The organism is Microbacterium sediminicola (assembly GCF_039531125.1).
In the GTDB taxonomy this organism is placed as follows: Bacteria; Actinomycetota; Actinomycetes; order Actinomycetales; family Microbacteriaceae; genus Microbacterium; species Microbacterium sediminicola.
Genome location: NZ_BAAAPL010000001.1, coordinates 703,987 through 724,566, shown reverse-complemented (window position 1 = coordinate 724,566; position 20,580 = coordinate 703,987). Strand labels below are relative to the sequence as shown.

General features: G+C 66.9%; 19 protein-coding genes and 1 tRNA gene. 3 read left to right on the top strand and 17 right to left on the bottom strand.

The genetic code is table 11. The features are described from left to right. Window positions 1-3 precede the first annotated feature (3 nt). The 11 genes from ABD206_RS03340 to rplU form a co-directional block, all read right to left on the bottom strand. A complete protein-coding gene (locus ABD206_RS03340) occupies window positions 4-285 on the bottom strand; it encodes a helix-turn-helix transcriptional regulator (RefSeq protein WP_344069230.1) in 282 nt (93 codons plus the stop codon). Window positions 286-487: 202 nt separating this feature from the next. Further along, a tRNA-Ala gene (locus ABD206_RS03335) sits at window positions 488-563 on the bottom strand. A 76-nt stretch (window positions 564-639) separates the two neighbouring features. After that, window positions 640-1,017, bottom strand: a complete 378-nt coding sequence (rsfS, locus tag ABD206_RS03330; protein ID WP_344069227.1) for a ribosome silencing factor — start codon at window positions 1,015-1,017, stop codon at window positions 640-642. Between the two features lie 16 nt (window positions 1,018-1,033). Beyond that, window positions 1,034-1,987 (bottom strand): hypothetical protein, encoded by a 954-nt coding sequence (locus ABD206_RS03325; RefSeq protein ID WP_344069224.1) that lies wholly within the window; start codon window positions 1,985-1,987, stop codon window positions 1,034-1,036. Then, window positions 1,984-2,580 carry a nicotinate-nucleotide adenylyltransferase gene (gene nadD, locus ABD206_RS03320; RefSeq protein WP_344069221.1) on the bottom strand — a complete coding sequence of 199 codons (597 nt, stop codon included), beginning with the start codon at window positions 2,578-2,580 and terminating at the stop codon, window positions 1,984-1,986. Before nadD ends, ABD206_RS03325 begins: the two co-directional genes overlap by 4 nt. Window positions 2,581-2,589: 9 nt before the next feature. After that, window positions 2,590-2,814: a hypothetical protein gene (locus tag ABD206_RS03315; protein ID WP_344069218.1), complete on the bottom strand. Its 225-nt coding sequence runs from the start codon at window positions 2,812-2,814 to the stop codon at window positions 2,590-2,592. A gap of 52 nt (window positions 2,815-2,866) precedes the next feature. Beyond that, window positions 2,867-4,126: a glutamate-5-semialdehyde dehydrogenase gene (locus tag ABD206_RS03310; RefSeq protein WP_344069215.1), complete on the bottom strand. Its 1,260-nt coding sequence runs from the start codon at window positions 4,124-4,126 to the stop codon at window positions 2,867-2,869. Window positions 4,127-4,143: 17 nt separating this feature from the next. After that, window positions 4,144-4,971 carry a glutamate 5-kinase gene (gene proB / locus ABD206_RS03305; protein WP_344069212.1) on the bottom strand — a complete coding sequence of 276 codons (828 nt, stop codon included), beginning with the start codon at window positions 4,969-4,971 and terminating at the stop codon, window positions 4,144-4,146. Further along, complete coding sequence (obgE, locus tag ABD206_RS03300) at window positions 4,968-6,470, bottom strand: GTPase ObgE (protein WP_344069210.1); 1,503 nt, start codon at window positions 6,468-6,470, stop codon at window positions 4,968-4,970. The genes proB and obgE overlap by 4 nt, the downstream gene beginning before the upstream one ends. Window positions 6,471-6,565: 95 nt before the next feature. After that, the gene (gene rpmA, locus ABD206_RS03295) at window positions 6,566-6,823 is read right to left on the bottom strand and encodes a 50S ribosomal protein L27 (protein WP_344069208.1); all 258 of its coding nucleotides are present in this window, start codon (window positions 6,821-6,823) and stop codon (window positions 6,566-6,568) included. Between the two features lie 21 nt (window positions 6,824-6,844). Beyond that, window positions 6,845-7,153 (bottom strand): 50S ribosomal protein L21, encoded by a 309-nt coding sequence (gene rplU / locus ABD206_RS03290; protein ID WP_344069206.1) that lies wholly within the window; start codon window positions 7,151-7,153, stop codon window positions 6,845-6,847. A gap of 221 nt (window positions 7,154-7,374) precedes the next feature. On the opposite strand from rplU, the gene ABD206_RS03285 reads away from it, so the two are divergent. Then, window positions 7,375-7,641, top strand: coding sequence for a DUF4031 domain-containing protein (locus ABD206_RS03285; protein WP_344069203.1), 267 nt, complete (start codon window positions 7,375-7,377; stop codon window positions 7,639-7,641). 3 nt (window positions 7,642-7,644) lie between these two features. On the opposite strand, the gene ABD206_RS03280 is transcribed toward ABD206_RS03285, so the two are convergent. Then, window positions 7,645-9,954 carry an Rne/Rng family ribonuclease gene (locus tag ABD206_RS03280; protein WP_344069200.1) on the bottom strand — a complete coding sequence of 770 codons (2,310 nt, stop codon included), beginning with the start codon at window positions 9,952-9,954 and terminating at the stop codon, window positions 7,645-7,647. Window positions 9,955-10,227: 273 nt separating this feature from the next. Here ABD206_RS03280 and ABD206_RS03275 point away from each other — a divergent pair, with 273 nt between their 5' ends. Continuing rightward, window positions 10,228-10,827, top strand: coding sequence for a vitamin K epoxide reductase family protein (locus ABD206_RS03275; RefSeq protein ID WP_344069198.1), 600 nt, complete (start codon window positions 10,228-10,230; stop codon window positions 10,825-10,827). Window positions 10,828-10,903: 76 nt separating this feature from the next. Here the strand turns inward: ABD206_RS03275 and ndk are convergent, their stop codons facing one another. From ndk to ABD206_RS03250, 5 genes are all read right to left on the bottom strand, one after another. Further along, window positions 10,904-11,320: a nucleoside-diphosphate kinase gene (gene ndk / locus ABD206_RS03270; protein ID WP_344069195.1), complete on the bottom strand. Its 417-nt coding sequence runs from the start codon at window positions 11,318-11,320 to the stop codon at window positions 10,904-10,906. A 1-nt stretch (window position 11,321) separates the two neighbouring features. Next, a complete protein-coding gene (locus tag ABD206_RS03265; RefSeq protein WP_344069192.1) occupies window positions 11,322-11,759 on the bottom strand; it encodes a DUF4233 domain-containing protein in 438 nt (145 codons plus the stop codon). Continuing rightward, entirely contained in the window at window positions 11,752-13,110 is a 1,359-nt protein-coding gene (locus ABD206_RS03260; RefSeq protein WP_344069188.1) for a bifunctional folylpolyglutamate synthase/dihydrofolate synthase, read from the bottom strand. The genes ABD206_RS03265 and ABD206_RS03260 overlap by 8 nt, the downstream gene beginning before the upstream one ends. Then, a complete protein-coding gene (gene ileS, locus ABD206_RS03255) occupies window positions 13,107-16,487 on the bottom strand; it encodes an isoleucine--tRNA ligase (RefSeq protein ID WP_344069185.1) in 3,381 nt (1,126 codons plus the stop codon). The genes ABD206_RS03260 and ileS overlap by 4 nt, the downstream gene beginning before the upstream one ends. A 345-nt stretch (window positions 16,488-16,832) precedes the next feature. Continuing rightward, on the bottom strand, window positions 16,833-17,672 hold the full coding sequence (locus tag ABD206_RS03250) for an endonuclease domain-containing protein (RefSeq protein WP_344069182.1): 840 nt from the start codon (window positions 17,670-17,672) through the stop codon (window positions 16,833-16,835). Window positions 17,673-18,011: 339 nt separating this feature from the next. Here ABD206_RS03250 and valS point away from each other — a divergent pair, with 339 nt between their 5' ends. Next, window positions 18,012-20,579: a valine--tRNA ligase gene (gene valS, locus ABD206_RS03245; RefSeq protein ID WP_344069179.1), complete on the top strand. Its 2,568-nt coding sequence runs from the start codon at window positions 18,012-18,014 to the stop codon at window positions 20,577-20,579. Window position 20,580 lies beyond the last annotated feature (1 nt).

The following is a 20,580-nucleotide window of genomic DNA, read 5'->3' as shown; positions in this document are numbered from 1 at the left end:
CGCTCAGCCCGCCATCTTGTCGAGCCACTCGAGCACATCGCTGCGTCGGTACCGGAGGTGCTTGCCGAGCTTGACGGGATGCGGTCCCTCGCCGTCGGCGTTCCACTTGTACAAAGTCGACTTCGGGATCTGCACGAAGACAGACAGCTCCTCGATCGACAGGAGGTCCGGAAGGAACTCTCTCCGGCGCAATGTGGGGGCGGGATCGGCGTCCGCAAGGTAGTCGGAGTCGACCCCGCTTGCGGTGGTGGGGATGGACAGTGGGGCAATCGTTGTTTCGCTCATGCCATGCACATGCGCGGTATCGCCCTCGACGTGAACCACCCCTTCGGGTGGTGGTGTGCGACAGCCTCTGATCGGTATCCATACGACCTCGTTTTTGTCCGTTAGAGGTCGTCGAAAAGTGGCGCAAAAGTGGCGCTGACGCCCATTTAGCGGCTGAGAATCGACGACCGGAACACGAACAACGTGGTCTGATCAGGCATTTTGGTGGACCTGAGGGGACTCGAACCCCTGACCCCCTGCATGCCATGCAGGTGCGCTACCAGCTGCGCCACAGGCCCATCTGCTGCCCCGTGAGGCAACTCGACTAGCTTACTACATTCGATACGCCACGCCGAACCAGTCAGCGGATACGCCTCAGTCGGATGCCGCCGGCTGAGTGCTCTCAATGGGCACCACCGGGCAGTCCTTCCACAGACGTTCGAGGCCGTAGAAGGCACGCTCCTGCTCGTGGAAGACATGCGCGACGAGATCCCCGAAATCCAGCAGCACCCAGCGGGACTCATTGCGTCCCTCGCGCCGCAGCCGCTTGTGTCCGGCCTCGAGGAGCTTCTCCTCGATCTCGTCCGCGATCGCCGCCACGTTGCGCTCGCTGCGACCGGTGGCCAGCAAGAAGATATCGACCAGCGGCAACGGCTCCGACACGTCCAGCGCGACGAGATCTTCAGCGCCTGTGGCCTCGGCGGCCGCCGCCGCGATCGCCAGCATCTGTCGCGAATTCTCGCTGGCCGTCATCGAACCGCCTCCGCCGTCACGAGAAGACCCCCGTGACGAAGGCGAGGATGAGTACGCCGACGAGCGCAAGCGCCAGCACACCGGCGGTGATCGCCAGCGTCAGCATGAGCCGGGAGCCCTTCTCCGGGGCCGGCGGACTGATGATCTCGGCGGTGGGCTTGACCGTGCTGATCGCTGCGCTGGCGGCGATGGGCGTCGGGGAGGAGTGCTGCGGAAGTTCCCCATCAGCGAGCGCGCCATCGATGTCCATGCCGTCGGAGCCCGGCAGCTGACCGGTACGCCCGAGCATCTCGGGGAGCGCCAGACTTCCGGTGACGAGCACGTCCCCCGTTGCGTTCACGGGAGCGGTGATTCCTTGGGGCTGCGTATCGGTGACGATCAGGGCGTGTTGCGCGGATGTCGACGCCGTCGGCGTGCGGGAGATGAGCTGGTCGAAGCTGGGCCGGTCATCAGAGTCTGCGGTGTAGCCGGACAGCAGTGCCGCCCCGAGCTGCGGGCTGACAGTCCCCCGCTCGGTCGTGTCATCTGCGGCCAGACCCGCCGCCGCCTGTGAGATCGGGTGTTCCGCCGGATCGTGAGCCTCGGCGACATCATCCGCGCCGGGTTCGTCCGTCGCGGTCGGTTCCGCCATCGGCTCCGGCTGCGGCTCAGCAACCTCGGCAGTCGCCTCCTCCGCCTCGGCGGGAGCCTTTCCTCGACGACGGTCGCGACGGCGCGATCGTGTCGTGGGTTCGCCCGAAGCAGGCGGTTCTTCCGACGGGGCCGGCGCGGTCGCGGACTCTGATTCGGATTCCGCGACGGGCGCGACATCACCGGCAGCGGCGACCTCCTCGGCCTGCGACTGCTCGGCGACGCTCTCCGGCTCCGCGGGCGGTGTCGTGGGCAGGATCGGCGTCGCCCCCGTGTTGCGCATCTCGCGCAGCTGCCGCCGGGTGAGGGGCGGTGGGGTCGGCTGATCTTCTGTGCTCATTCGCTGCTCCGATACAGATGGTGCTTCGCAATGTATTGGACGACGCCGTCAGGCACGAGGTACCAGACGGGGTGTCCTCCGCGAACACGTTCGCGGCAGTCTGTCGACGATATCGCCAGCGCGGGGATTTCCAGCTGACTCACGTCCTCGACAGGAAGTCCGTCCGTGTTCAGGACGTGCCCGGGACGGGAGACGGCCACGAAATGGGCCAGCTCCCACAGATCATGATGGTCGCGCCAGCTGAGAATCTGCGTGATGGCATCTGCCCCCGTGATGAAGTACAGCTCAGCTCCCGGATGCTGGTGCTGGATGTCTCGCAGGGTGTCGATGGTGTAGGTGGGACCGGCCCGATCGATGTCGACGCGACTGACGCTGAATCTCGGGTTGGCGGCGGTCGCGATCACCGTCATGAGATAGCGGTGTTCAGACTCGGTGACAGGACCCTTGTGCCAGGGACGTCCCGTGGGAACGAAGACGACCTCGTCCAACCCGAAGGAGTCGGCGACTTCGCTGGCCGCCACGAGGTGTCCGTGGTGGATCGGGTCGAACGTGCCGCCCATCACCCCGATTCGGGGCGCCCTCGTCTGCGTCATCCGGGGTGCCTAGTGGCCGTGCCCCGATCGCTGAAGCTCTGCAGCATGGGACTTCGCGTAGGCCTCGGCCTTGTGCGCGTGGCGGTTGGCGACGTTGCGGTACGAAGAGGTCACAAAAGCCAGCAGAGCGAACACGACGATCGCGAGGATGAAGTAGGGGAACGTCTCCAACGCAACGTTGCCGTGGTGCTCTGACTCCTCGGCGGCGAGGAGGACAAGCGAGGCGATGGTCATTCGGACTCCGTTCGTGGCTGTCGGCAGAATCTGCGTGCTGCAAGCCTATCGTTCAGAGACGCACCTGTCCGGCACCCCGAACCAACCACTTGGTGCTGGTGAGCTCCGCCAGACCCATTGGCCCGCGAGCGTGGAGCTTTTGGGTCGAGATCCCGACTTCAGCCCCGAAGCCGAACTCGCCGCCGTCGGTGAATCGGGTCGAGGTGTTCACCATGACCACAGCCGAGTCGACCTCGGCGAGGAAGCGGGCGGCGGACGCCGCGTCGTCCGTGATGATCGACTCGGTGTGATGCGTGGAGTAGCTGCGGATATGTGCGAGCGCCTCGTCCAGGTTCTCCACGATCTTCATCGAAACATCAAGACTCAGGTACTCGGTCATCCAGTCGGCCTCTTCCGCCGGCACGACATCGGGGGCCAGCGTGGCGACCACCGAATCCCCGTGGACCGTCACACCGGCGGCCTGCAGATCCGCCACGACACCGGGGACGAGGCGCGCCGCTGCATCGCGGTGGACCAGCACCGTCTCGACCGCGTTGCACACGCTCGGGCGCTGCACCTTGGCGTTGACGACGATCTCGCGCGCCCAGTCCTCGCGCGCGGTCGCGTCCAAGAGGATGTGCACGATACCGGCGCCGGTCTCGATGACCGGCACGCTCGACTCAGTGACGACGGTCTCGATGAGCTGCGCGCTGCCACGCGGAACCAGGACGTCGACCAGCCCCCGTGCGTGCATCAGCTCGCGCGCACCCTCACGACCGAACTCGTCGACCGTCTGCACAGCCTCCGGATCGATGCCACAGGACGCGAGCGCTCCGCGCATCGCGGTGATCAGCGCGGCGTTGGTCAGCTCGGCCGCGGTCCCGCCTCGCAGCACGACGGCATTTCCCGAACGCAGCGCGAGCGCGGCGATGTCGACCGTCACGTTGGGGCGCGCCTCGTAGATCGAACCGATCACGCCGAAGGGGACAGCGACCTTGGTCAGGGTGACGCCGTTCGCCATGACACGCTCATCGAGCACCCGCCCGACAGGGTCTGGCAGCGCGGCGATCTCGCGAACGGCGTCCGCCAACGCGTGCACACGCGTGGCATCCAGCTTCAGGCGGTCGAGCAGCGCGGTCGACAGTCCGCTGCCAGCCCCGCGCTGCAGATCCTCACTGTTGGCGGCGGTGATCGCATCGGTGTCTGCCTCGATCGCGTCTGCGATTGAGGTCAATGCCGCGCGCTTCTCATCGTCGCTCAGAAGCGCGACGGACCGGGCTGCGACGCGTGCCAGCGTCATCCGCTCGCGAGGGGAAGTCGTGGTCAGTGCCATCCGACCAGCCTACCGAGCTACCGGTCGACCGGAACCGGTCCGGTGAGCGCCGTCGGCGTCGGAGTGGGGTTGGGGGCGAACCACGTCCCGATGTGTTCTCCGCGCAGCGCCGCGTCCACCAGATCGGCGCTCGTGACAAGGACGCCGATCCCCGCCTGCGCCGCCAGCCGTGCCGCCGAGACTTTGGTCGCGGCTCCGCCCGTACCGACGCTGTTGACCACGACAGAGCCGAACTGGAAGCCATGAAGATCGTCGCCGAACTCCACCATGTCGATCGGTGCCGCGCCCGGCTCATCCGGCGGACGGGTGTAGAGCGACTCGATATCGCTGAGAAGGATCAGAGCATCCGCACCCACCAACTGCGCGACGAGAGCCGCGAGTCGGTCGTTGTCGCCGAAACGAATCTCGTGCGTCGCGACGGTGTCGTTCTCGTTGACGATCGGCAGGATCTTCAGACCGAGCAGCCGCGCCATCGCCCGCCGCGCGTTCGAGCGGTGAGTGGGGTTGTCCAGATCGCCCGCAGTCAGCAGAACCTGGCCGGCGAGGATGCCGAACCTGTCGAGGCTGGTCTGGTAGCGCCACATCAAGACGTTCTGACCGACCGCAGCCGAGGCCTGCTGTGTCGCGAGGTCGTCCGGGCGTCCCTCGAGATTGAGGAAGGGCAGCGCGGTGGCGATGGCTCCCGACGAGACCAGTACGACCTCGGTGCCGCGACCGTGCGCCGCGGCGATCGCCTCGACGATCGCGTCGATGCGCCACGCATGCTTACCGCTGATCGAGGAGGAGCCGACCTTCACGACGATGCGCTGTGCGCCCGCGATCGCGGCGCGCGCCGCAGCGGTCACTCCTCGACCTCGCCGTCGCGCTGTGCAATGCGCTCGGCCTCGAGCTCGGCGCGGGCGTCGGCCTTGGCATCCATGCGCTCGTGATAGCGCTCGCGACGCTGGGAGGTCGTACGACGCGGGTTCTGAGCCAGTCGCGGGTCGGTGCCGCGCGGAGCGGTCATGAGCTCAGCCGCAGAGGTGAGAGCAGGCTGCCAGTCGAAGACGACGCCGTCGTCTCCGCCGATCACCACCGTCGCGCCGGGGGTCGCGCCGACGCGGAACAGTTCGTCCTCGACGCCCAGCTTCTCGAGACGGTCGGCCAGGTATCCGACGGCTTCTTCGTTCTGGAAGTCGGTCTGCTGCACCCACCGGAGGGGCTTGACTCCCTCGACGCGGTAGACGGGACCGTAGGTGCCACCCTCGACACGCACGGTGAAGTCCTTCTCGGACCCCTGGGGGCGAATCACGATCCGCTCGGGGGCGGGCGCGGATGCCGCCGCGATGCGATGCTCGGCAACGATCTCGCCGAGGGCAAAGGTCAACTCGCGCAGTCCGGCATGGCTGACCGTCGAGATCTCGAAAACCCGGTAGCCCCGGGCTTCCAGGTCCGGACGCACGAAATCGGCGAGCTCCTGCGCCTCGGGAACGTCGATCTTGTTCAGCACGACCACCTGTGGCCGCTCCAACAGCGGCGTTTGACCCTCGGGAACGGGGTAGGCACCCAGCTCCGCGACGATCACGTCGAGATCGCTCAGCGGGTCACGGCCGGGGTCGAGGGTGGCGCAGTCGAGCACGTGGACCAACGCGGTGCAGCGCTCGACATGGCGCAGGAACTCCAGTCCGAGACCACGGCCCTCGCTGGCACCCTCGATCAGGCCGGGTACGTCGGCGACGGTGAACCGCACATCGCCCGCCTCGACCACGCCGAGATTCGGGTGCAGCGTCGTGAACGGGTAGTCCGCGATTTTGGGACGAGCGGCGGAGATCGCGGCGATGAGGCTCGACTTTCCCGCCGAGGGGAACCCGACGAGCGCGACATCCGCCACGGTCTTCAGTTCGAGGATGACATCGCCCTCCCAACCGGGAGTGCCCAGCAGAGCGAATCCGGGCGCCTTGCGCTTGGGCGACGCCAATGTGGCATTCCCCAGGCCGCCTATCCCGCCGGGTGCCGCGACGAAGCGCATTCCGGGTTCGATGAGATCGACCAGCGTCTTACCGTCGGCGTCCTTGACGACCGTGCCCAGCGGTACCGGAAGTTCGAGGTGTTCGCCGGCAGCGCCCGAACGATGGTCCCCCATACCGAACCCACCGTTACCCGCAGAGCGGTGCGGAGAGTGGTGATACGACAGCAGCGTCGTCACCTGCGGGTCAGCGACGAGGACGACGTCACCGCCGTGTCCCCCGTTGGCCCCGTCTGGTCCGGCCAGCGGCTTGAACTTCTCGCGCTTGACAGAGACGCAGCCGTTGCCACCTTTGCCCGCGCGAAGGTGCAGCGTGACGCGGTCGACAAACGTGACCATCGGTTCTCTCCTGATCTAGACGAGGTGTCTGTGCGAAAGGAAAAGGGGCGAGCCGAAGCCCGCCCCTTTTCGAAAGCTGTGAACCAGCGGCGGAGTCACTCCGCGGCAGCCACCACGTTGACGACCTTGCGGCCACCCTTCGCGCCGAACTCGACCGCACCGGCGGCGAGAGCGAACAGGGTGTCGTCGCCACCGCGGCCGACGTTGGCGCCCGGGTGGAAGTGGGTGCCACGCTGGCGGACGATGATCTCGCCGGCGTTGACGACCTGGCCGCCGAAGCGCTTCACACCCAGTCGCTGGGCGTTGGAGTCACGACCATTGCGGGTGGAGCTTGCGCCCTTTTTGTGTGCCATTTCTTCGCCTCTTCCTGGGTCTTACTTGATGCCGGTGACCTTGACGCGCGTGAGGTCCTGACGGTGCCCCTGGCGCTTCTTGTAGCCGGTCTTGTTCTTGAACTTCTGGATGACGATCTTCGGGCCGCGCTCCTCGCCGAGGACCTCGGCGGTGACGCTGACCTTGGCAAGCTTTGCCGCGTCGGTCGTCACGGTCTCGCCGTCCACGAGCAGCACGGCGGGCAGCTCGACCTTGTCGCCGATCTTCGCCGCAAGGCGGTCGAGAACGACGATCGAGCCGACCGCGACCTTCTCCTGACGGCCGCCGGCGCGCACTACTGCGTAAACCACTTCACACCTGTTTCTTCTGGGAGCAGATCGCTCCGGGTCTGTCTGAGGGGGTCATCCCGAGGGGAAGACCACTGTGGTGCGGAACCGAGGCCCTGATCGTGCCGCCGTCCGGATCGCGGCACACGACGCACCAAAGGGATACTTTACCCGAACGGGCCACATACGCGCAAAGCGACGACCAGCGTGTCGCAGCACATCACCTCCCCGCCTAGGATCGGCGCGTGACGATCCTGATCGATGAGCCACGTTGGCCCGCCCACGGCCGCCTGTGGTCGCACCTGATCAGCGACGAGAGCCTGGCCGAACTCCACCGATTCGCCGACGAGAACGACATCCCTGCGCGCGGCTTCGACCGTGATCACTACGACGTCCCCGATCACGCCTACGAGCGACTGGTCGCTGCCGGCGCTCGCCCCGTCGACGGGCACACGCTCGTGCGCGCGCTCATCGCCTCAGGCCTGCGCGTGCGTGCCCGCGATCGTCGCTAGCGCTCAGCCCTCCTGCGACTCCTGCTGAGTCGGCGTCGCCTCCACAGGGGTCCCGGTCAATGCCGCAGTCGTGACGCGTCGACGACCCCGGCCCTGTCCAGGAGCCTTCGGCTCCGGGAGGGCGTTGAGCACCGAATCCAGCAACAGATCCTTCTCGGTCTTCGGTTTCTCGGTGTCTGTGCGCTTCTTACGTCGCTTGGGCTTGTCTGCGGGCATTTCTGCCGGAACATCCGCGATCGCTGCGTCAGCCGGTTGCTCGGTGATGACCTCGACCGGTTCCGTCACCGGATTGATCGTGGAGGCGGCGATCTGCGCGAGCGCCGACTTCACTCCCGCCGTGATCGTGTGCGTTCCGCCATTCGCGGTGCCGTTGCCGTTCGCGCCCTGGTTCGCGTTCCCCGAGTTCTGGCCGCGCGAACGACGGTTGGAGCCACCGCTGCTCGCGGCGGGGCGGTGCTTCACGACGGGATCGTGATGCACAATGATGCCGCGACCCGCGCACACCTCGCAGGCCTCGCTGAAGGTCTCCAGCAGACCGAGGCCGAGCTTCTTCCTGGTCATCTGCACGAGCCCGAGCGAGGTGACCTCGGCGACCTGATGCTTCGTGCGATCGCGGCTGAGGCACTCGATCAGTCGGCGCAGCACGAGGTCGCGGTTGGATTCCAGGACCATGTCGATGAAGTCCACGACGATGATGCCGCCGATGTCGCGCAGGCGCAGCTGCCGGACGATCTCTTCGGCGGCTTCGAGGTTGTTCTTGGTGACGGTCTCCTCGAGGTTTCCCCCCGAGCCGACGAACTTCCCGGTGTTGACGTCGATGACCGTCATCGCCTCGGTGCGATCGATGACCAACGATCCGCCGGAGGGCAACCAGACCTTGCGATCCAGCGCCTTCTCGATCTGCTCCGTGATGCGGAACTCGTCGAAGGGGTCACCCTCGCCCTCGTAGGCGGACACACGCTCGAGCAGGTCGGGGGCGACGCTCTCAAGGTAGCGAGAGATCGTGTGGTGGGCGTCTTCGCCCTGGATGAGCATCCGCGTGAAGTCCTCGTTGAAGACGTCCCGCACGATCTTCACGAGCAGGTCGGGCTCGGAATGCAGGAGCGCCGGCGCCTGCGTCGTCTCGACCTGGCGGCTGATGTGCTCCCACTGCGTCGTCAGACGCTGCACGTCGCGGGTCAACTGCTCTTCGGTGGCGCCCTCTGCCGCGGTGCGGACGATCACGCCCGAGGACTCGGGCAGCACCTCCTTGAGGATCTTCTTCAGGCGCGCCCGCTCGGTGTCGGGGAGCTTGCGCGAAATGCCGTTCATGCCGCCGGCGGGGACATAGACCAGGTAACGGCCGGGCAGCGAGATCTGGCTCGTCAATCGCGCGCCCTTGTGTCCGACCGGGTCCTTGGTGACCTGGACGAGGACCTTGTCACCCGACTTGAGTGCGAGCTCGATGCGGCGCGGCTGGTTGCCGGTCTCGACAGAATCCCAGTCGACCTCACCCGAATACAGCACGGCGTTGCGGCCTCGCCCGATGTCGACGAACGCCGCCTCCATGCTGGGCAAGACGTTCTGCACACGACCGAGGTAGACATTGCCGATGAGCGACGCATCCTGACTGCGTGCCACATAGTGCTCGACGAGCACGTTGTCCTCGAGCACACCGATCTGGATCCGACCGTTCTTCGAACGAACCACCATCACGCGGTCGACAGCCTCGCGGCGCGCGAGGAATTCCGCCTCGGTGACGACCGATCGACGGCGGCCCGCTTCGCGCCCGTCGCGACGGCGCTGCTTTTTCGCCTCAAGACGCGTCGAACCCTTGATCCGCTGCGGCTCGGTGATGACCTCGGCAGCACGACCGCGTGAGTCGCCGCTGTCGTCACGGCCCTCTCCCCCGCCCTTGCGACGGTTGCGACGACGCGAGGATGAGCGGGGCGCGGGCTCTTCTTCCTCGGGTTCCGGGGTGGGAAGGGCCGGCAGCGCGACGATCTCGGGCGCGTAGAACATGAGCGAGGTCGAGACGGCGGACACGAAGTTTTCCGGCAGCAGACCCAGGCTGGCCGCTGTCAGCGGAGCAGCGGGCTCGACGCTGTCTGTCGTGCCTGCTTCGGCCGCGGAGGCGGGCTCTGCCTCGATGACGGGCGCCGATCCGGACGCGGACACGGGCGCGTCCGCTTCCGCAGCGGGCGTGGATTCCTCGACCGACTGCTCGTCGGGCTGCGCCGCCTCGCTCGTCTCGGTGGTCGTTGCGGCCTCGGGCGCCGTCACAACGGCATCCTCGACGGCGTCTGCGGAGGGTGTTTCGGTCTGATCGCCCATATCTGGGTACTCCTTGTCGGAACGACACCGCGCGTCGTTCCGACGAAATCTCGTGCGGCCGTGTGACCGCAAAATCCACTAGATCTGCAACGGGCGCGAAGCTCTCGTTGCGTCGGGCAGCCGTTGCCCGGAAGTCTGTGACGAAGGCATCCCCAGCGCGGCTGCGGAATCGTCCCTGCCATTATCGCACTTTCGGGCTCCGACGTGTGGAAGGCGAGCCCCCGACACTGCGAAACGGCCTGCGCACAGGAATCGAGTGCCAGAATCGGACTCATGCCCGCCACGCCTCACCATCGCGCCCCCGGTCTCGGCATCTGGCTCATGATCGCCGGCGCCATCGGGTGGTATGCCGCGTTCGCATTGACTCAGGAGCGCCTGCACCTGCTGGAAGATCCCAACGCGACGGCATCCTGCGATTTCAGTGTCCTCGTCCAATGCACGGCGAACCTCGAGTCCTGGCAGGGCAGCGTGTTCGGCTTCCCGAACCCGATCCTCGGCCTCGCCGGCTGGATCGCCCCGCTGGTCGTCGGCGCTGCTCTCCTGGCAGGCGCGCGCTTCGCACGCTGGTTCTGGCTGCTCTTCTGGGCCGGCATGGCGTTCGCCTTCGGCTTCGTGATCTGGCTCATCGGGCAGAGCATCTTCGTGCTGGGCACGCTGTGTCCGTGGTGCATGGTGACCTGGAGCGTCACCATCCCCACGTTCTATGCCGTCACGGTGCACCTGCTGCGCAGCGGTGCCGTCCTCGATTCCCCGAGAGTGCGCCGCGTGGGCGCGCGCCTCATGGCGTGGGTCCCGTTGGCGAGCGTGGTCAGCTATGCCATCGTCGCCGTCCTCGCTCAGACGCGGCTCGACGTGCTGAGCTCGCTCTTCTGACGATCCGGCGGCAGCCCTGACATGCCGAAGGGGCGCCCCGCACTCGGAGCGCCCCTTCAGCATTCGCGGCCGCGACTCAGCCGAACCAGATGCCCAACTCTCGCGCGGCGGACTCCGGGCTGTCAGAACCGTGGACGAGGTTCTGCTGCACCTTCAGGCCCCAGTCGCGGCCGAAATCACCGCGGATCGTTCCGGGCGCGGCCGTGGTCGGATCGGTCGTGCCCGCCAGAGAGCGGAATCCTTCGATGACGCGATTGCCCGCCAGACGAATGGCGACTGAAGGGCCGGAGAGCATGAATTCGAGGAGCGGTTCGTAGAAGGGTTTGCCCTCGTGCTCCGCGTAGTGGGCGGCGAGCAGATCACGATCGGGGTCGACGAGCTTGATGTCGACCAACGCGTAGCCCTTCGCCTCGATCCGGGCGAGGATCGCGCCGGTCAGGCCCCGGGCCACCCCATCCGGCTTGACCAGGACGAGGGTTTCTTCGGTCGACATGTCATTCTCCGTTCGACGGGTCGGTGGATGCCGCAATGCGGGCATTTCGGGCGTCGAGAGACGCCCCCTTGATGGTCCCATACGCCCAGAGGGCACCGAAAACGAGCGCGACGATCACCAGCGCGGGCACGAGGATGCCGCCCAACAGCACGACGACCTGGAGTCCCCAGCCCACCGCGATGGCCCAGCTGTGACGCAGCAGACCGGCGGTGAGGATCATCAGCACGGCAAGGGCGGTGCCCGCCACGATCCCCCACCACGACGCGATGCCCTCCGGGAGGGCATTCAACCCGTAGACGACCAAACCCCCCAGAAACACCACGATCGACTCGAATCCGAGGACGACCGAACCCAGCGATTCCCTGGCTCCGCGCGCGCGTCGCACGCGCGGTGGTCGAGCGTCCTCGCCCCCCGCAGCGCCGATGTCCGGCTCACTCACTCTCGACCACCGGCTTCCAGCCTTCTTCCGCCGCAATGCCGATTGCCTCACCGGCCAGCACGACAGACCCCGTGATCACCACCGCACGGCGCTCCGCCTCTGCTGCCCACGCGCGCGCGGCATCTGCGGCAGCACCGACATCGCCGTAGATCGCAACCGGCATGCCGTGCGCCTCGAGCACATCGGCCAGAGCATCCACATCGGTCGCGCGATCCGAGGTGGGAGCCGTCGCGAACACCTGGGTCGACAGATCGGCGAGCTCGGCGACGATGCCCACGGCATCCTTGTCATCCAACACGCCCAACACCACGCCCCACTCGTCGAAGTCGAAGTACTCACGCAGCGTCGCGGTCAGCGCACGGACCCCGTGCGGGTTGTGTGCGGCATCCACGATCACCGTCGGATCGGTGCCGATCAGCTGCGCTCGTCCGGGCGAGGTGACCGTCGCCAGCCCCTCGGCGAGAACGTCGGCCGACAGCGGGCGTTCCCCGCCACCGATGAGTCCTTCGACGGCGGCGATGGCCAGCGCAGCATTCTGCCCCTGGTGCGCACCGTACAGCGGCAGGTACAGCTCGTCATACGTGCCGGCGAGCCCCCGCACCGAGATCAGCTGGCCGCCGACGGCCAACTTCGCCTCGGTGAGCGCGAAGCCGTCGCCCTCGAACGAGATCGACGCCGTGCGGGCATCCGCCGCCGCGGTGAGCACACGTGCCGCCTCTGCCGCCTGTCGAGCCGAGACCACGACAGCGTCGTCCTTGATGATGCCCGCCTTGATGGTCGCGACCTTCTCGACCGTATCGCCGAGCCGCGCGGCGTGGTCGATGTCGATGGGTGCGAACACGGCGACATCCCCATCCGCAGTGTTCGTGGAATCCCAGAGACCTCCCATGCCCACCTCAAGCACGAGCACGTCCACGGGGGCGTCGGCGCAGACGACGAAAGCGAGCACCGTGAGCAGCTCGAAGAAGGTGAGTTCGGCATCCCCGGCAGCGGTCAGCTCCGCATCGACGATGCCGACGAACGGTTCGATCTCATCCCACGCCGCCACCAGCGCAGCGTCAGTCACCGGGAGACCGTCGATCATGATGCGCTCGGTGAACCGCTCGAGGTGCGGGCTGGTGAACAGCCCGGTCCGCAGTCCGTGCGCACGCAGGATGCTCTCAATGACCCGGCTGGTCGAGGTCTTGCCGTTGGTGCCGGTGACATGGACCACGCGGTACGTGCGCTGGGGGTTGTCGAGGTAATCCAGCAGCTTCTGGGTGCGCTCGATTCGGGGCTGTACCCACTGCTCGCCCTGGCGGCCGAGAAGCAGGTCGTACACGTCGTCCGCGCGTTCGCGGTCGCTCGTCATGCCGAGACCTCTAGCCGTGAGACAGCGACCGTGACTGCGCCACGGTTCGCATACGTCCCCGCCGGGACCACGTTCTCGAACTCCGGCATCGCTCCCGCACCGACCTCCACGAGGAGGGCGGTGCGGCTCCGCACGGCATACGCACGTGCCAACGTCTCGCCCGCCACATCGGCACCCTCGAACGCCGACGCGACAGCCTCGGCATCCGCGTCGTCATCGAAGAGCAGGTCCAGGCGGATGCGGTCGCTCACGTCGAACCCGGCGGCCTTGCGCGTGTCCTGTACCGCGCGGATGACGTCGCGAGCGAGCCCCTCGGCTTCCAACTCCGGTGTCGTGGTGGTGTCCAACAGAACGAATCCACCCACTGGCAGTACCGCGAGAGCTTCACCCTCGGGGCGTCCCGACGTTTCGAGCATCAGATCGTACTCGGAGGGTTCCAGAGTGATACCTCCCGCGACGACGGTGCCGGCGGCATCCGACCAGTCACCGCTCTTGGCGGCCATGATCGCCTGCTGCACCTGCTTGCCCAGACGCGGACCTGCGGCGCGCGCGTTCACCGAGAGGCGGTGCGTGATGCCGTAAGCGGCGGCCGTACCCTCCTCGAGCTCGACGAGTTCGACGCTCTTGACGTTGAGTTCGTCTCGCACGATCGCCTCGAACTGCGCGAGGGCCGCAGCATCCGGCACCACGACCGTCAGACGCGACAGCGGCAGTCGAACGCGCTTCCCTTCCTTCTTCCGCAGCGCGTTGGCCACGCTCGACACCTCCCGCACAGCATCCATCGCGGTGCGGATGTCCGCTGCGGGCGCGAAGGATGCGGCATCCGGCCAGTCCTGCAGGTGCACGCTGCGTCCGCCGGTCAGCCCCTGCCAGACGCGCTCAGCGACAAGCGGGAGGAGCGGGGCGGCAACGCGTGTGAGTGTCTCGAGCACCGTGTAGAGCGTGTCGAAGGCCTCGCGACTTCGCGGTTCATCAGTCACGCCCACCCAGAAGCGGTCACGCGAGCGACGGATGTACCAGTTGGTGAGCGCCTCGGCGAAGTCGCGCAGCTTCTCCGCCGCGCTCGTGGAGTCGAGCACCTCGAGATCCGCGGCAACGCCGGTGACGAGATCGCCGAGCAGCGCGAGGATATAGCGATCGAGCACGTCGGTGGAGTCCGTGCGCCACGATGCCACGTACCCGGCGCCATCGGGACCCGAGGCCGCGTTCGCGTAGGTGCCGAAGAAATACCACGCGTTCCACAGTGGCAGCATGAACTCGCGCACGCCGGCGCGGATGCCCTCCTCGGTCACGACGAGGTTGCCGCCGCGCAGCACCGAGCTGGACATCAGGAACCAGCGCATCGCATCCGAGCCGTCACGGTCGAAGACCTCGGAGACGTCCGGGTAGTTGCGCAGCGACTTCGACATCTTCTGCCCGTCGGATCCGAGCACGATGCCGTGGCACGAGACGCCGGTGAAGGCCGGGCGGTCGAACAGCGCCCCCGAGAGGACGTGCATGACGTAGAACCAGCCCCGGGTCTGGCCGATGTACTCGACGATGAAGTCCGCCGGAGCGTGCTCGTCGAACCAGTCGTGGTTGTCGAACGGGTAGTGCACCTGGGCGTAGGGCATCGAGCCGGAGTCGAACCACACGTCGAAGACGTCCTCGATGCGACGCATCGTCGAACGGCCGGAGGGGTCGTCGGGATTGGGTCGTGTCAGATCGTCGATGAACGGGCGGTGCAGGTCGACCTCACCCGCAGCGTTGCGCGGCAGCGCGCCGAAGTCCCGCTCGAGCTCTTCGAGCGAGCCGTAGACATCCACGCGCGGGTGCTCGGGGTCATCGCTCTTCCAGACCGGGATCGGCGAGCCCCAGTAGCGGTTGCGGCTGATCGACCAGTCGCGAGCGCCTTCGAGCCACTTGCCGAACTGCCCGTGCTTGACGTTCTCGGGCGCCCACGTGATCTGCTCATTGAGCTCGATCAGCCGATCCTTGATGTCGGTGACGCGCACGAACCAGCTCGAGACGGCCTTGTAGATCAGGGGGTTCCGGCAGCGCCAGCAGTGCGGGTAGGAGTGCTCGTAGCTGGCTTCGCGCAGCAGACGACCGTTTTCGCGGAGCAGACGGATGAGCGGTCGGTTGGCCTCCGACCAGAGCGCGCCCGCGACATCCGTGACCTGAGGCAGGAACTTGCCGCCGTCATCGAGGGACAGGATCGTCGGGATGCCGGCAGCGGTCGAGACGCGCTGGTCGTCCTCACCGTAGGCGGGCGCCTGGTGGACGATGCCCGTGCCGTCGCTGGTGGTCACGTAGTCGTCGACGAGGATCTGCCACGCGTGCTCGGTACCCCAGGTCTCGGCATCCGCGTAGTAGTCGAACAGACGGTCGTAGCTCACACCGGCCAGCTCCGTACCGTTCACGGTGCGGCTCACGGCCGCACGAGCGTCCTCGGCCGACTCGTAGCCGAGGTCCTTCGCGTAGCCGGCGAGCAGGTCTTCGGCCAGGAGGTACTCGTGCGCGCTCGCCTCGACGGTGTCATCGACCTCGCCACCGGGGCCGCGGTGCACATCAGCGGCGCCGTTCGGACCCCCGGGGACGACGACGTAGGTGATGTCCGGTCCCACGGCAAGCGCCAGGTTGGTCGGGAGGGTCCACGGCGTGGTCGTCCAGGCGAGCGCCCGCACCGCGGTCAGTCCCAGCGCCTCCGCCTTCGCTCCCACGAGAGGGAAGGTCACGGTGACGGACGGGTCCTGCCGCATCTTGTAGACGTCGTCGTCCATGCGCAGCTCGTGCGTCGACAGCGGTGTCTCGTCGCGCCAGCAGTAGGGCAGCACGCGGTAGCCCTCGTAGGCGAGGCTCTTGTCGTAGAGGGTCTTGAACGCCCACAGCACCGACTCCATGTAGCCCGTGTCCAGGGTCTTGTACCCGTTCTCGAAGTCGACCCAGCGCGCCTGGCGGGTGACGTAGTCCTCCCACTCGCGCGTGTAGGTGAGCACCGATTCGCGCGCCTTCGCGTTGAAGGCGTCGATGCCCATGTCTTCGATCTCGCTCTTCTCGGTGATGCCGAGCTGCTTCATCGCCTCGAGTTCGGCGGGAAGACCGTGCGTGTCCCATCCGAACACACGGTCGACCTTCTTGCCGCGCATGGTCTGGAAGCGCGGGAAGAGGTCCTTGGCGTAGCCGGTGAGGAGGTGACCGTAGTGGGGCAGGCCGTTCGCGAACGGCGGGCCGTCGTAGAAGACCCACTCGGGCGATCCCTCGCGCTGCTGGATCGATGCGCGGAAGGTCTGATCCTGCTGCCAGAAGTCGAGGATCTCGCCCTCGATCGCGGGAAAGCGCGGACTCGGGACGAGGTCGGCGGCAGGGCCGAAGGCCGAGGGGCGGGGATAGGTCATGTCGTCTCGCAGTGGGGTCACGGATGCGTCACGCCGGGACGATCCCCTGAAGGACCGCGGTACCACCCCGCCTGCCGGACCGGAATCTCTCGATTCGCGGTCTCGACCTCTTTCACTGCGGCTGTGACGGGCCTGACCCGCTCGGTTCTACTGGGTCCCGGCCGGGACTGTTCTTCCGAGAGCTCCCCGGTGATGGCCGGATCGGTGCTGGTGTGCTGATTCTACCCGGCGCGCCGCGTCGCGGCATCCACCTGTGCCCTGTCCTTTCTGCGGGCATCGGCACTCGTGCGCACGGGTGCGCCGCATTCATGCGTGACTGTGCAGATATCCGTCGCTGGTGACAAGTCATCGCGCCCGATGGAGCCCCTGGCCGACTGCCCGCATGATGACGTCCTGCACCGAGACCCAGTCGGAGACCACCTGCGTGTACGAAAGACGGATGACGTGGTAGCCCTGCAGAAGAAGCTCGGCGTCGTGGGCGATATCGCTGGTGCGTTGCGGGCCGACGTGAGTTGCGCCATCGATCTGCACGACGAGCCTCTCACCGATCAGGAAGTCCACCCGGTGCCCCGCGATCCATGCCTGTGGGACGATCCTGATCCGCATCCATCGGAGCCTGATGACGAAGAGCGATTCGAGCCCCGAGTCCGACCAGCGCTGTGAGTCGTCGAGGACAACCCGAGCGGCAGGTGGCAACGACAGCCGCGCCATCGACTCTCGCCGGACGACACCCCGGTTGAACGCTGACTCCCATGTCGCGCACGCCACCTCGTGCGGTTGACATGTGGCGATCAGAACGAGGGCATTGTCCACGCTGTCGACCAGCGCATCCGGATGCCTCGGAACCGCAGGCCTACGCCAATGCACGACCGCGTCGTCCCGACCGCGTGCAGGACCGTTCTGGTCGGCAGCCACATGGGGAAGCCCAGGATCCTCAAGGACCCAGAGGCCCTGACGCCGAGCGAGCGTGATGCAACTGAGGACGACGCCCCACTCCGCTACGCGCACGAGGTCGGCAGGCGCATCCGGGAGCGCGACCCACCCACGTCGGATGCGCTGCAGCGTTCCGTCGGAGATCGCCGCAGAAAGATGATGACGAGAATGCCCCGCCGCCAGAATCGAGCGCACTCTGGCGACACCGCCACGAGTCCGCACTGCCGTCAGGATCAGGCTCCGCGCATCCATTCTGCGACCCTGCGGGGGACGACCGAAGCTGAGGTGACTCGCGCGGAGCCCAGTGGGAAGGTGACGTCGGGCCAAGGGTGGGGAGGAAGCGGCTCGCTCCGTGTCAGAGATCTGCACAGTTCGGCAGTCTTCACAGCTACGGGGATCTGCACAGCGACGGGCCTTTCGCGCCGGCTGATGCGCAGGAGTGCAGATATCTGCGTGGGCTGCGAACGCGACCGCGGGACGTGGGCTGCGAGCGGAGCGGGGCAGGATGCCGCGTGCCGGGTAGAATGTCGGGCACAACCCACACTCAGGCACGCTCACACAGTGCCGCACATACTGCTCAAGGAGACACCCATGGCCACGATCCCCGACAAGCCCGCAATCGAGGGCCTTGAGCAGAAGTGGGACGCAGCCTGGAGCGCTGCCGGGACGTATCTGTTCGACCGGCCACGGGCGGTCGAGGCCGGTCGTGAGGGCGTGTACTCGGTCGACACTCCCCCGCCGACCGCATCAGGATCGCTCCACATCGGGCACGTCTTCAGCTACACCCACACAGACGTGAAGGTGCGCTTCGAGCGGATGCGTGGCAAGGCCGTCTTCTATCCGATGGGCTGGGACGACAACGGCCTGCCGACCGAGCGTCGCGTGCAGAACTACTACGGTGTCCGGTGCGACCCCTCCCTCGCATACGACCCGGATTTCACGCCACCGTTCGAGGGTGGGGACAACAAGAGCTCACGCGCCGCCGACCAGGTGCCGATCAGCCGCCGCAACTTCATCGAGCTTTGCGAGAAGCTCACCGTCGAAGACGAGAAGCACTTCGAAGATCTGTGGCGTTCTCTGGGCCTCTCCGTCGACTGGACACAGACCTATCGCACCATCTCGGACGAGACGATGCGCACGAGCCAGCTGGCCTTCCTCAACAACGTCGCGCGAGGTGAGGCCTACCAGTCCCTCGCGCCGACGCTGTGGGACATCGACTTCCGCTCCGCGATCGCGCAGGCCGAGCTCGAAGATCGCGAGCAGCAGGCCAGCTACCACCGCCTCGCCTTCCACAAGGCGGACGGCTCGGGCGACGTGCTCATCGAGACGACGCGTCCCGAGCTGCTGCCGGCGTGTGTGGCCCTGGTCGCACACCCCGACGACGAGCGCTACCAGCCGCTGTTCGGCACGACGGTGCGCACTCCCCTGTTCGACGTCGAGGTCCCGGTGCTGGCCCACCCCCTCGCGCAGCCCGACAAGGGTTCGGGTATCGCGATGATCTGTACGTTCGGTGACGTCACCGACGTCGTGTGGTGGCGCGAGCTCGACCTCCCCAACCGCACGATCATCGGACGCGACGGTCGCGTGCTGGCAGATGCTCCCGAGGCGCTCGAGACACAGGCAGCGAAGGATGCCTACGCCGAACTCGCCGGCAAGACGGTGTTCAGCGCCAAGAAGCGCGTCGTCGAGATGCTCGGCGAGTCGGGTGAACTCCTCGAGGTCTCCAAGCCGTTCTCTCACGCCGTGAAGTTCTTCGAGAAGGGTGACAGACCGCTCGAGATCGTCTCGACCCGCCAGTGGTATATCCGCAACGGCGCGCGCGACGAGGCTCTGCGCGAGACGCTGGTCGCACTGGGCAAGGGAGTGGACTGGCATCCCGACTTCATGCGCGTGCGCTACGAGAACTGGGTCGGTGGCCTCACCGGCGATTGGCTCGTCTCGCGCCAGCGGTTCTTCGGCGTGCCGATCCCGGTGTGGTATGCGCTGGATGAGAACGGTGAGCGGGACCACGACCGCGTCCTGCTGCCCACGACCGACCAGCTGCCGATCGACCCGACCACTGACGTGCCCCCGGGGTACACCGAAGAGCAGCGTGGCGTCCCCGGCGGCTTCGACGGTGAGCGCGACATCTTCGACACGTGGGCGACGTCGTCTCTCACACCGCAATTGGCCGGCGGATGGGAGCGGGATGAAGAGCTGTGGAACACCGTGGCGCCCTTCGATCTTCGCCCGCAGGGCCAGGACATCATCCGCACGTGGCTGTTCTCCACAATGCTGCGCAGCGCCCTCGAGGACGGCCGCGCACCGTGGAAGCACGCGGCGATCTCGGGCTTCATCGTTGACCCCGACCGAAAGAAGATGTCCAAGTCCAAGGGCAACGTGGTCACCCCGGCCGATATCCTCCGCCAGCACGGCTCGGATGCCGTGCGCTACTGGGCGGCATCGAGCCGACTCGGCACCGACGCGGCGTTCGATCCGCAGAACCCCACCCAGATCAAGATCGGCCGGCGCCTGGCGATCAAGATCCTGAACGCCGCCAAGTTCGTGCTCTCGTTCCCGGTACCCGAGGGCGCAGAGGTCACTCATGCGCTGGATGCCTCGATGCTGGCCACACTCGACGGCGTGATCCGCGAAGCGACGACGGCGCTGGAGTCCTACGACCACGCCCGGGCGCTCGAAGTGACCGAGGCGTTCTTCTGGACCTTCTGCGATGACTACCTCGAGCTCGTGAAAGAGCGGGCCTACGACCAGACCGACGTCGGTCAGGCATCCGCCGCGCTCGCCCTTCGGCTCGCGCTATCGGCCCAGCTGCGCTTGCTCGCCCCCGTCGTGTCGTTCGCGACCGAAGAGGCCTGGTCGTGGTTCGAGGACGGATCGATCCATGCCGCCGCCTGGCCTGAGCCGCTCGACATCGCCGGCGACCCCGCTGTTCTCACCGCCGTCGGTGAGGCGCTCATCGGTGTGCGACGCGCGAAGACCGAGGCCAAGGCCTCGCAGAAGACGCCCGTGACCTCTCTCACCCTGGGCGCGAGCGCCGAGACCCTCGCCCTGCTGCAGCAGGCCGAGGGCGATCTGAAAGCCGTCGGACGGATCGCCGAACTCGCCTACGCCGAGGCCGAGTCGACCGGTGTGACCGACATCGTCCTGGGTGAGGTCTGAC

Excerpts from the sequence above, each read along its gene's own strand:
- ileS (WP_344069185.1), bottom strand. The coding sequence starts at position 16,487 with ATGACCTATCCCCGCCCCTCGGCCTTCGGCCCTGCCGCCGACCTCGTC.
- obgE (WP_344069210.1), bottom strand. The coding sequence starts at position 6,470 with ATGGTCACGTTTGTCGACCGCGTCACGCTGCACCTTCGCGCGGGCAAA.
- ABD206_RS03310 (WP_344069215.1), bottom strand. The coding sequence starts at position 4,126 with ATGGCACTGACCACGACTTCCCCTCGCGAGCGGATGACGCTGGCACGC.
- ABD206_RS03260 (WP_344069188.1), bottom strand. The coding sequence starts at position 13,110 with ATGACGAGCGACCGCGAACGCGCGGACGACGTGTACGACCTGCTTCTC.
- ABD206_RS03280 (WP_344069200.1), bottom strand. The coding sequence starts at position 9,954 with ATGGGCGATCAGACCGAAACACCCTCCGCAGACGCCGTCGAGGATGCC.
- nadD (WP_344069221.1), bottom strand. The coding sequence starts at position 2,580 with ATGACGCAGACGAGGGCGCCCCGAATCGGGGTGATGGGCGGCACGTTC.
- ABD206_RS03275 (WP_344069198.1), top strand. The coding sequence starts at position 10,228 with ATGCCCGCCACGCCTCACCATCGCGCCCCCGGTCTCGGCATCTGGCTC.
- valS (WP_344069179.1), top strand. The coding sequence starts at position 18,012 with ATGGCCACGATCCCCGACAAGCCCGCAATCGAGGGCCTTGAGCAGAAG.
- ABD206_RS03315 (WP_344069218.1), bottom strand. The coding sequence starts at position 2,814 with ATGACCATCGCCTCGCTTGTCCTCCTCGCCGCCGAGGAGTCAGAGCAC.
- rsfS (WP_344069227.1), bottom strand. The coding sequence starts at position 1,017 with ATGACGGCCAGCGAGAATTCGCGACAGATGCTGGCGATCGCGGCGGCG.
- ABD206_RS03325 (WP_344069224.1), bottom strand. The coding sequence starts at position 1,987 with ATGAGCACAGAAGATCAGCCGACCCCACCGCCCCTCACCCGGCGGCAG.
- ABD206_RS03340 (WP_344069230.1), bottom strand. The coding sequence starts at position 285 with ATGAGCGAAACAACGATTGCCCCACTGTCCATCCCCACCACCGCAAGC.
- ABD206_RS03250 (WP_344069182.1), bottom strand. The coding sequence starts at position 17,672 with ATGGATGCGCGGAGCCTGATCCTGACGGCAGTGCGGACTCGTGGCGGT.
- rpmA (WP_344069208.1), bottom strand. The coding sequence starts at position 6,823 with ATGGCACACAAAAAGGGCGCAAGCTCCACCCGCAATGGTCGTGACTCC.
- ndk (WP_344069195.1), bottom strand. The coding sequence starts at position 11,320 with ATGTCGACCGAAGAAACCCTCGTCCTGGTCAAGCCGGATGGGGTGGCC.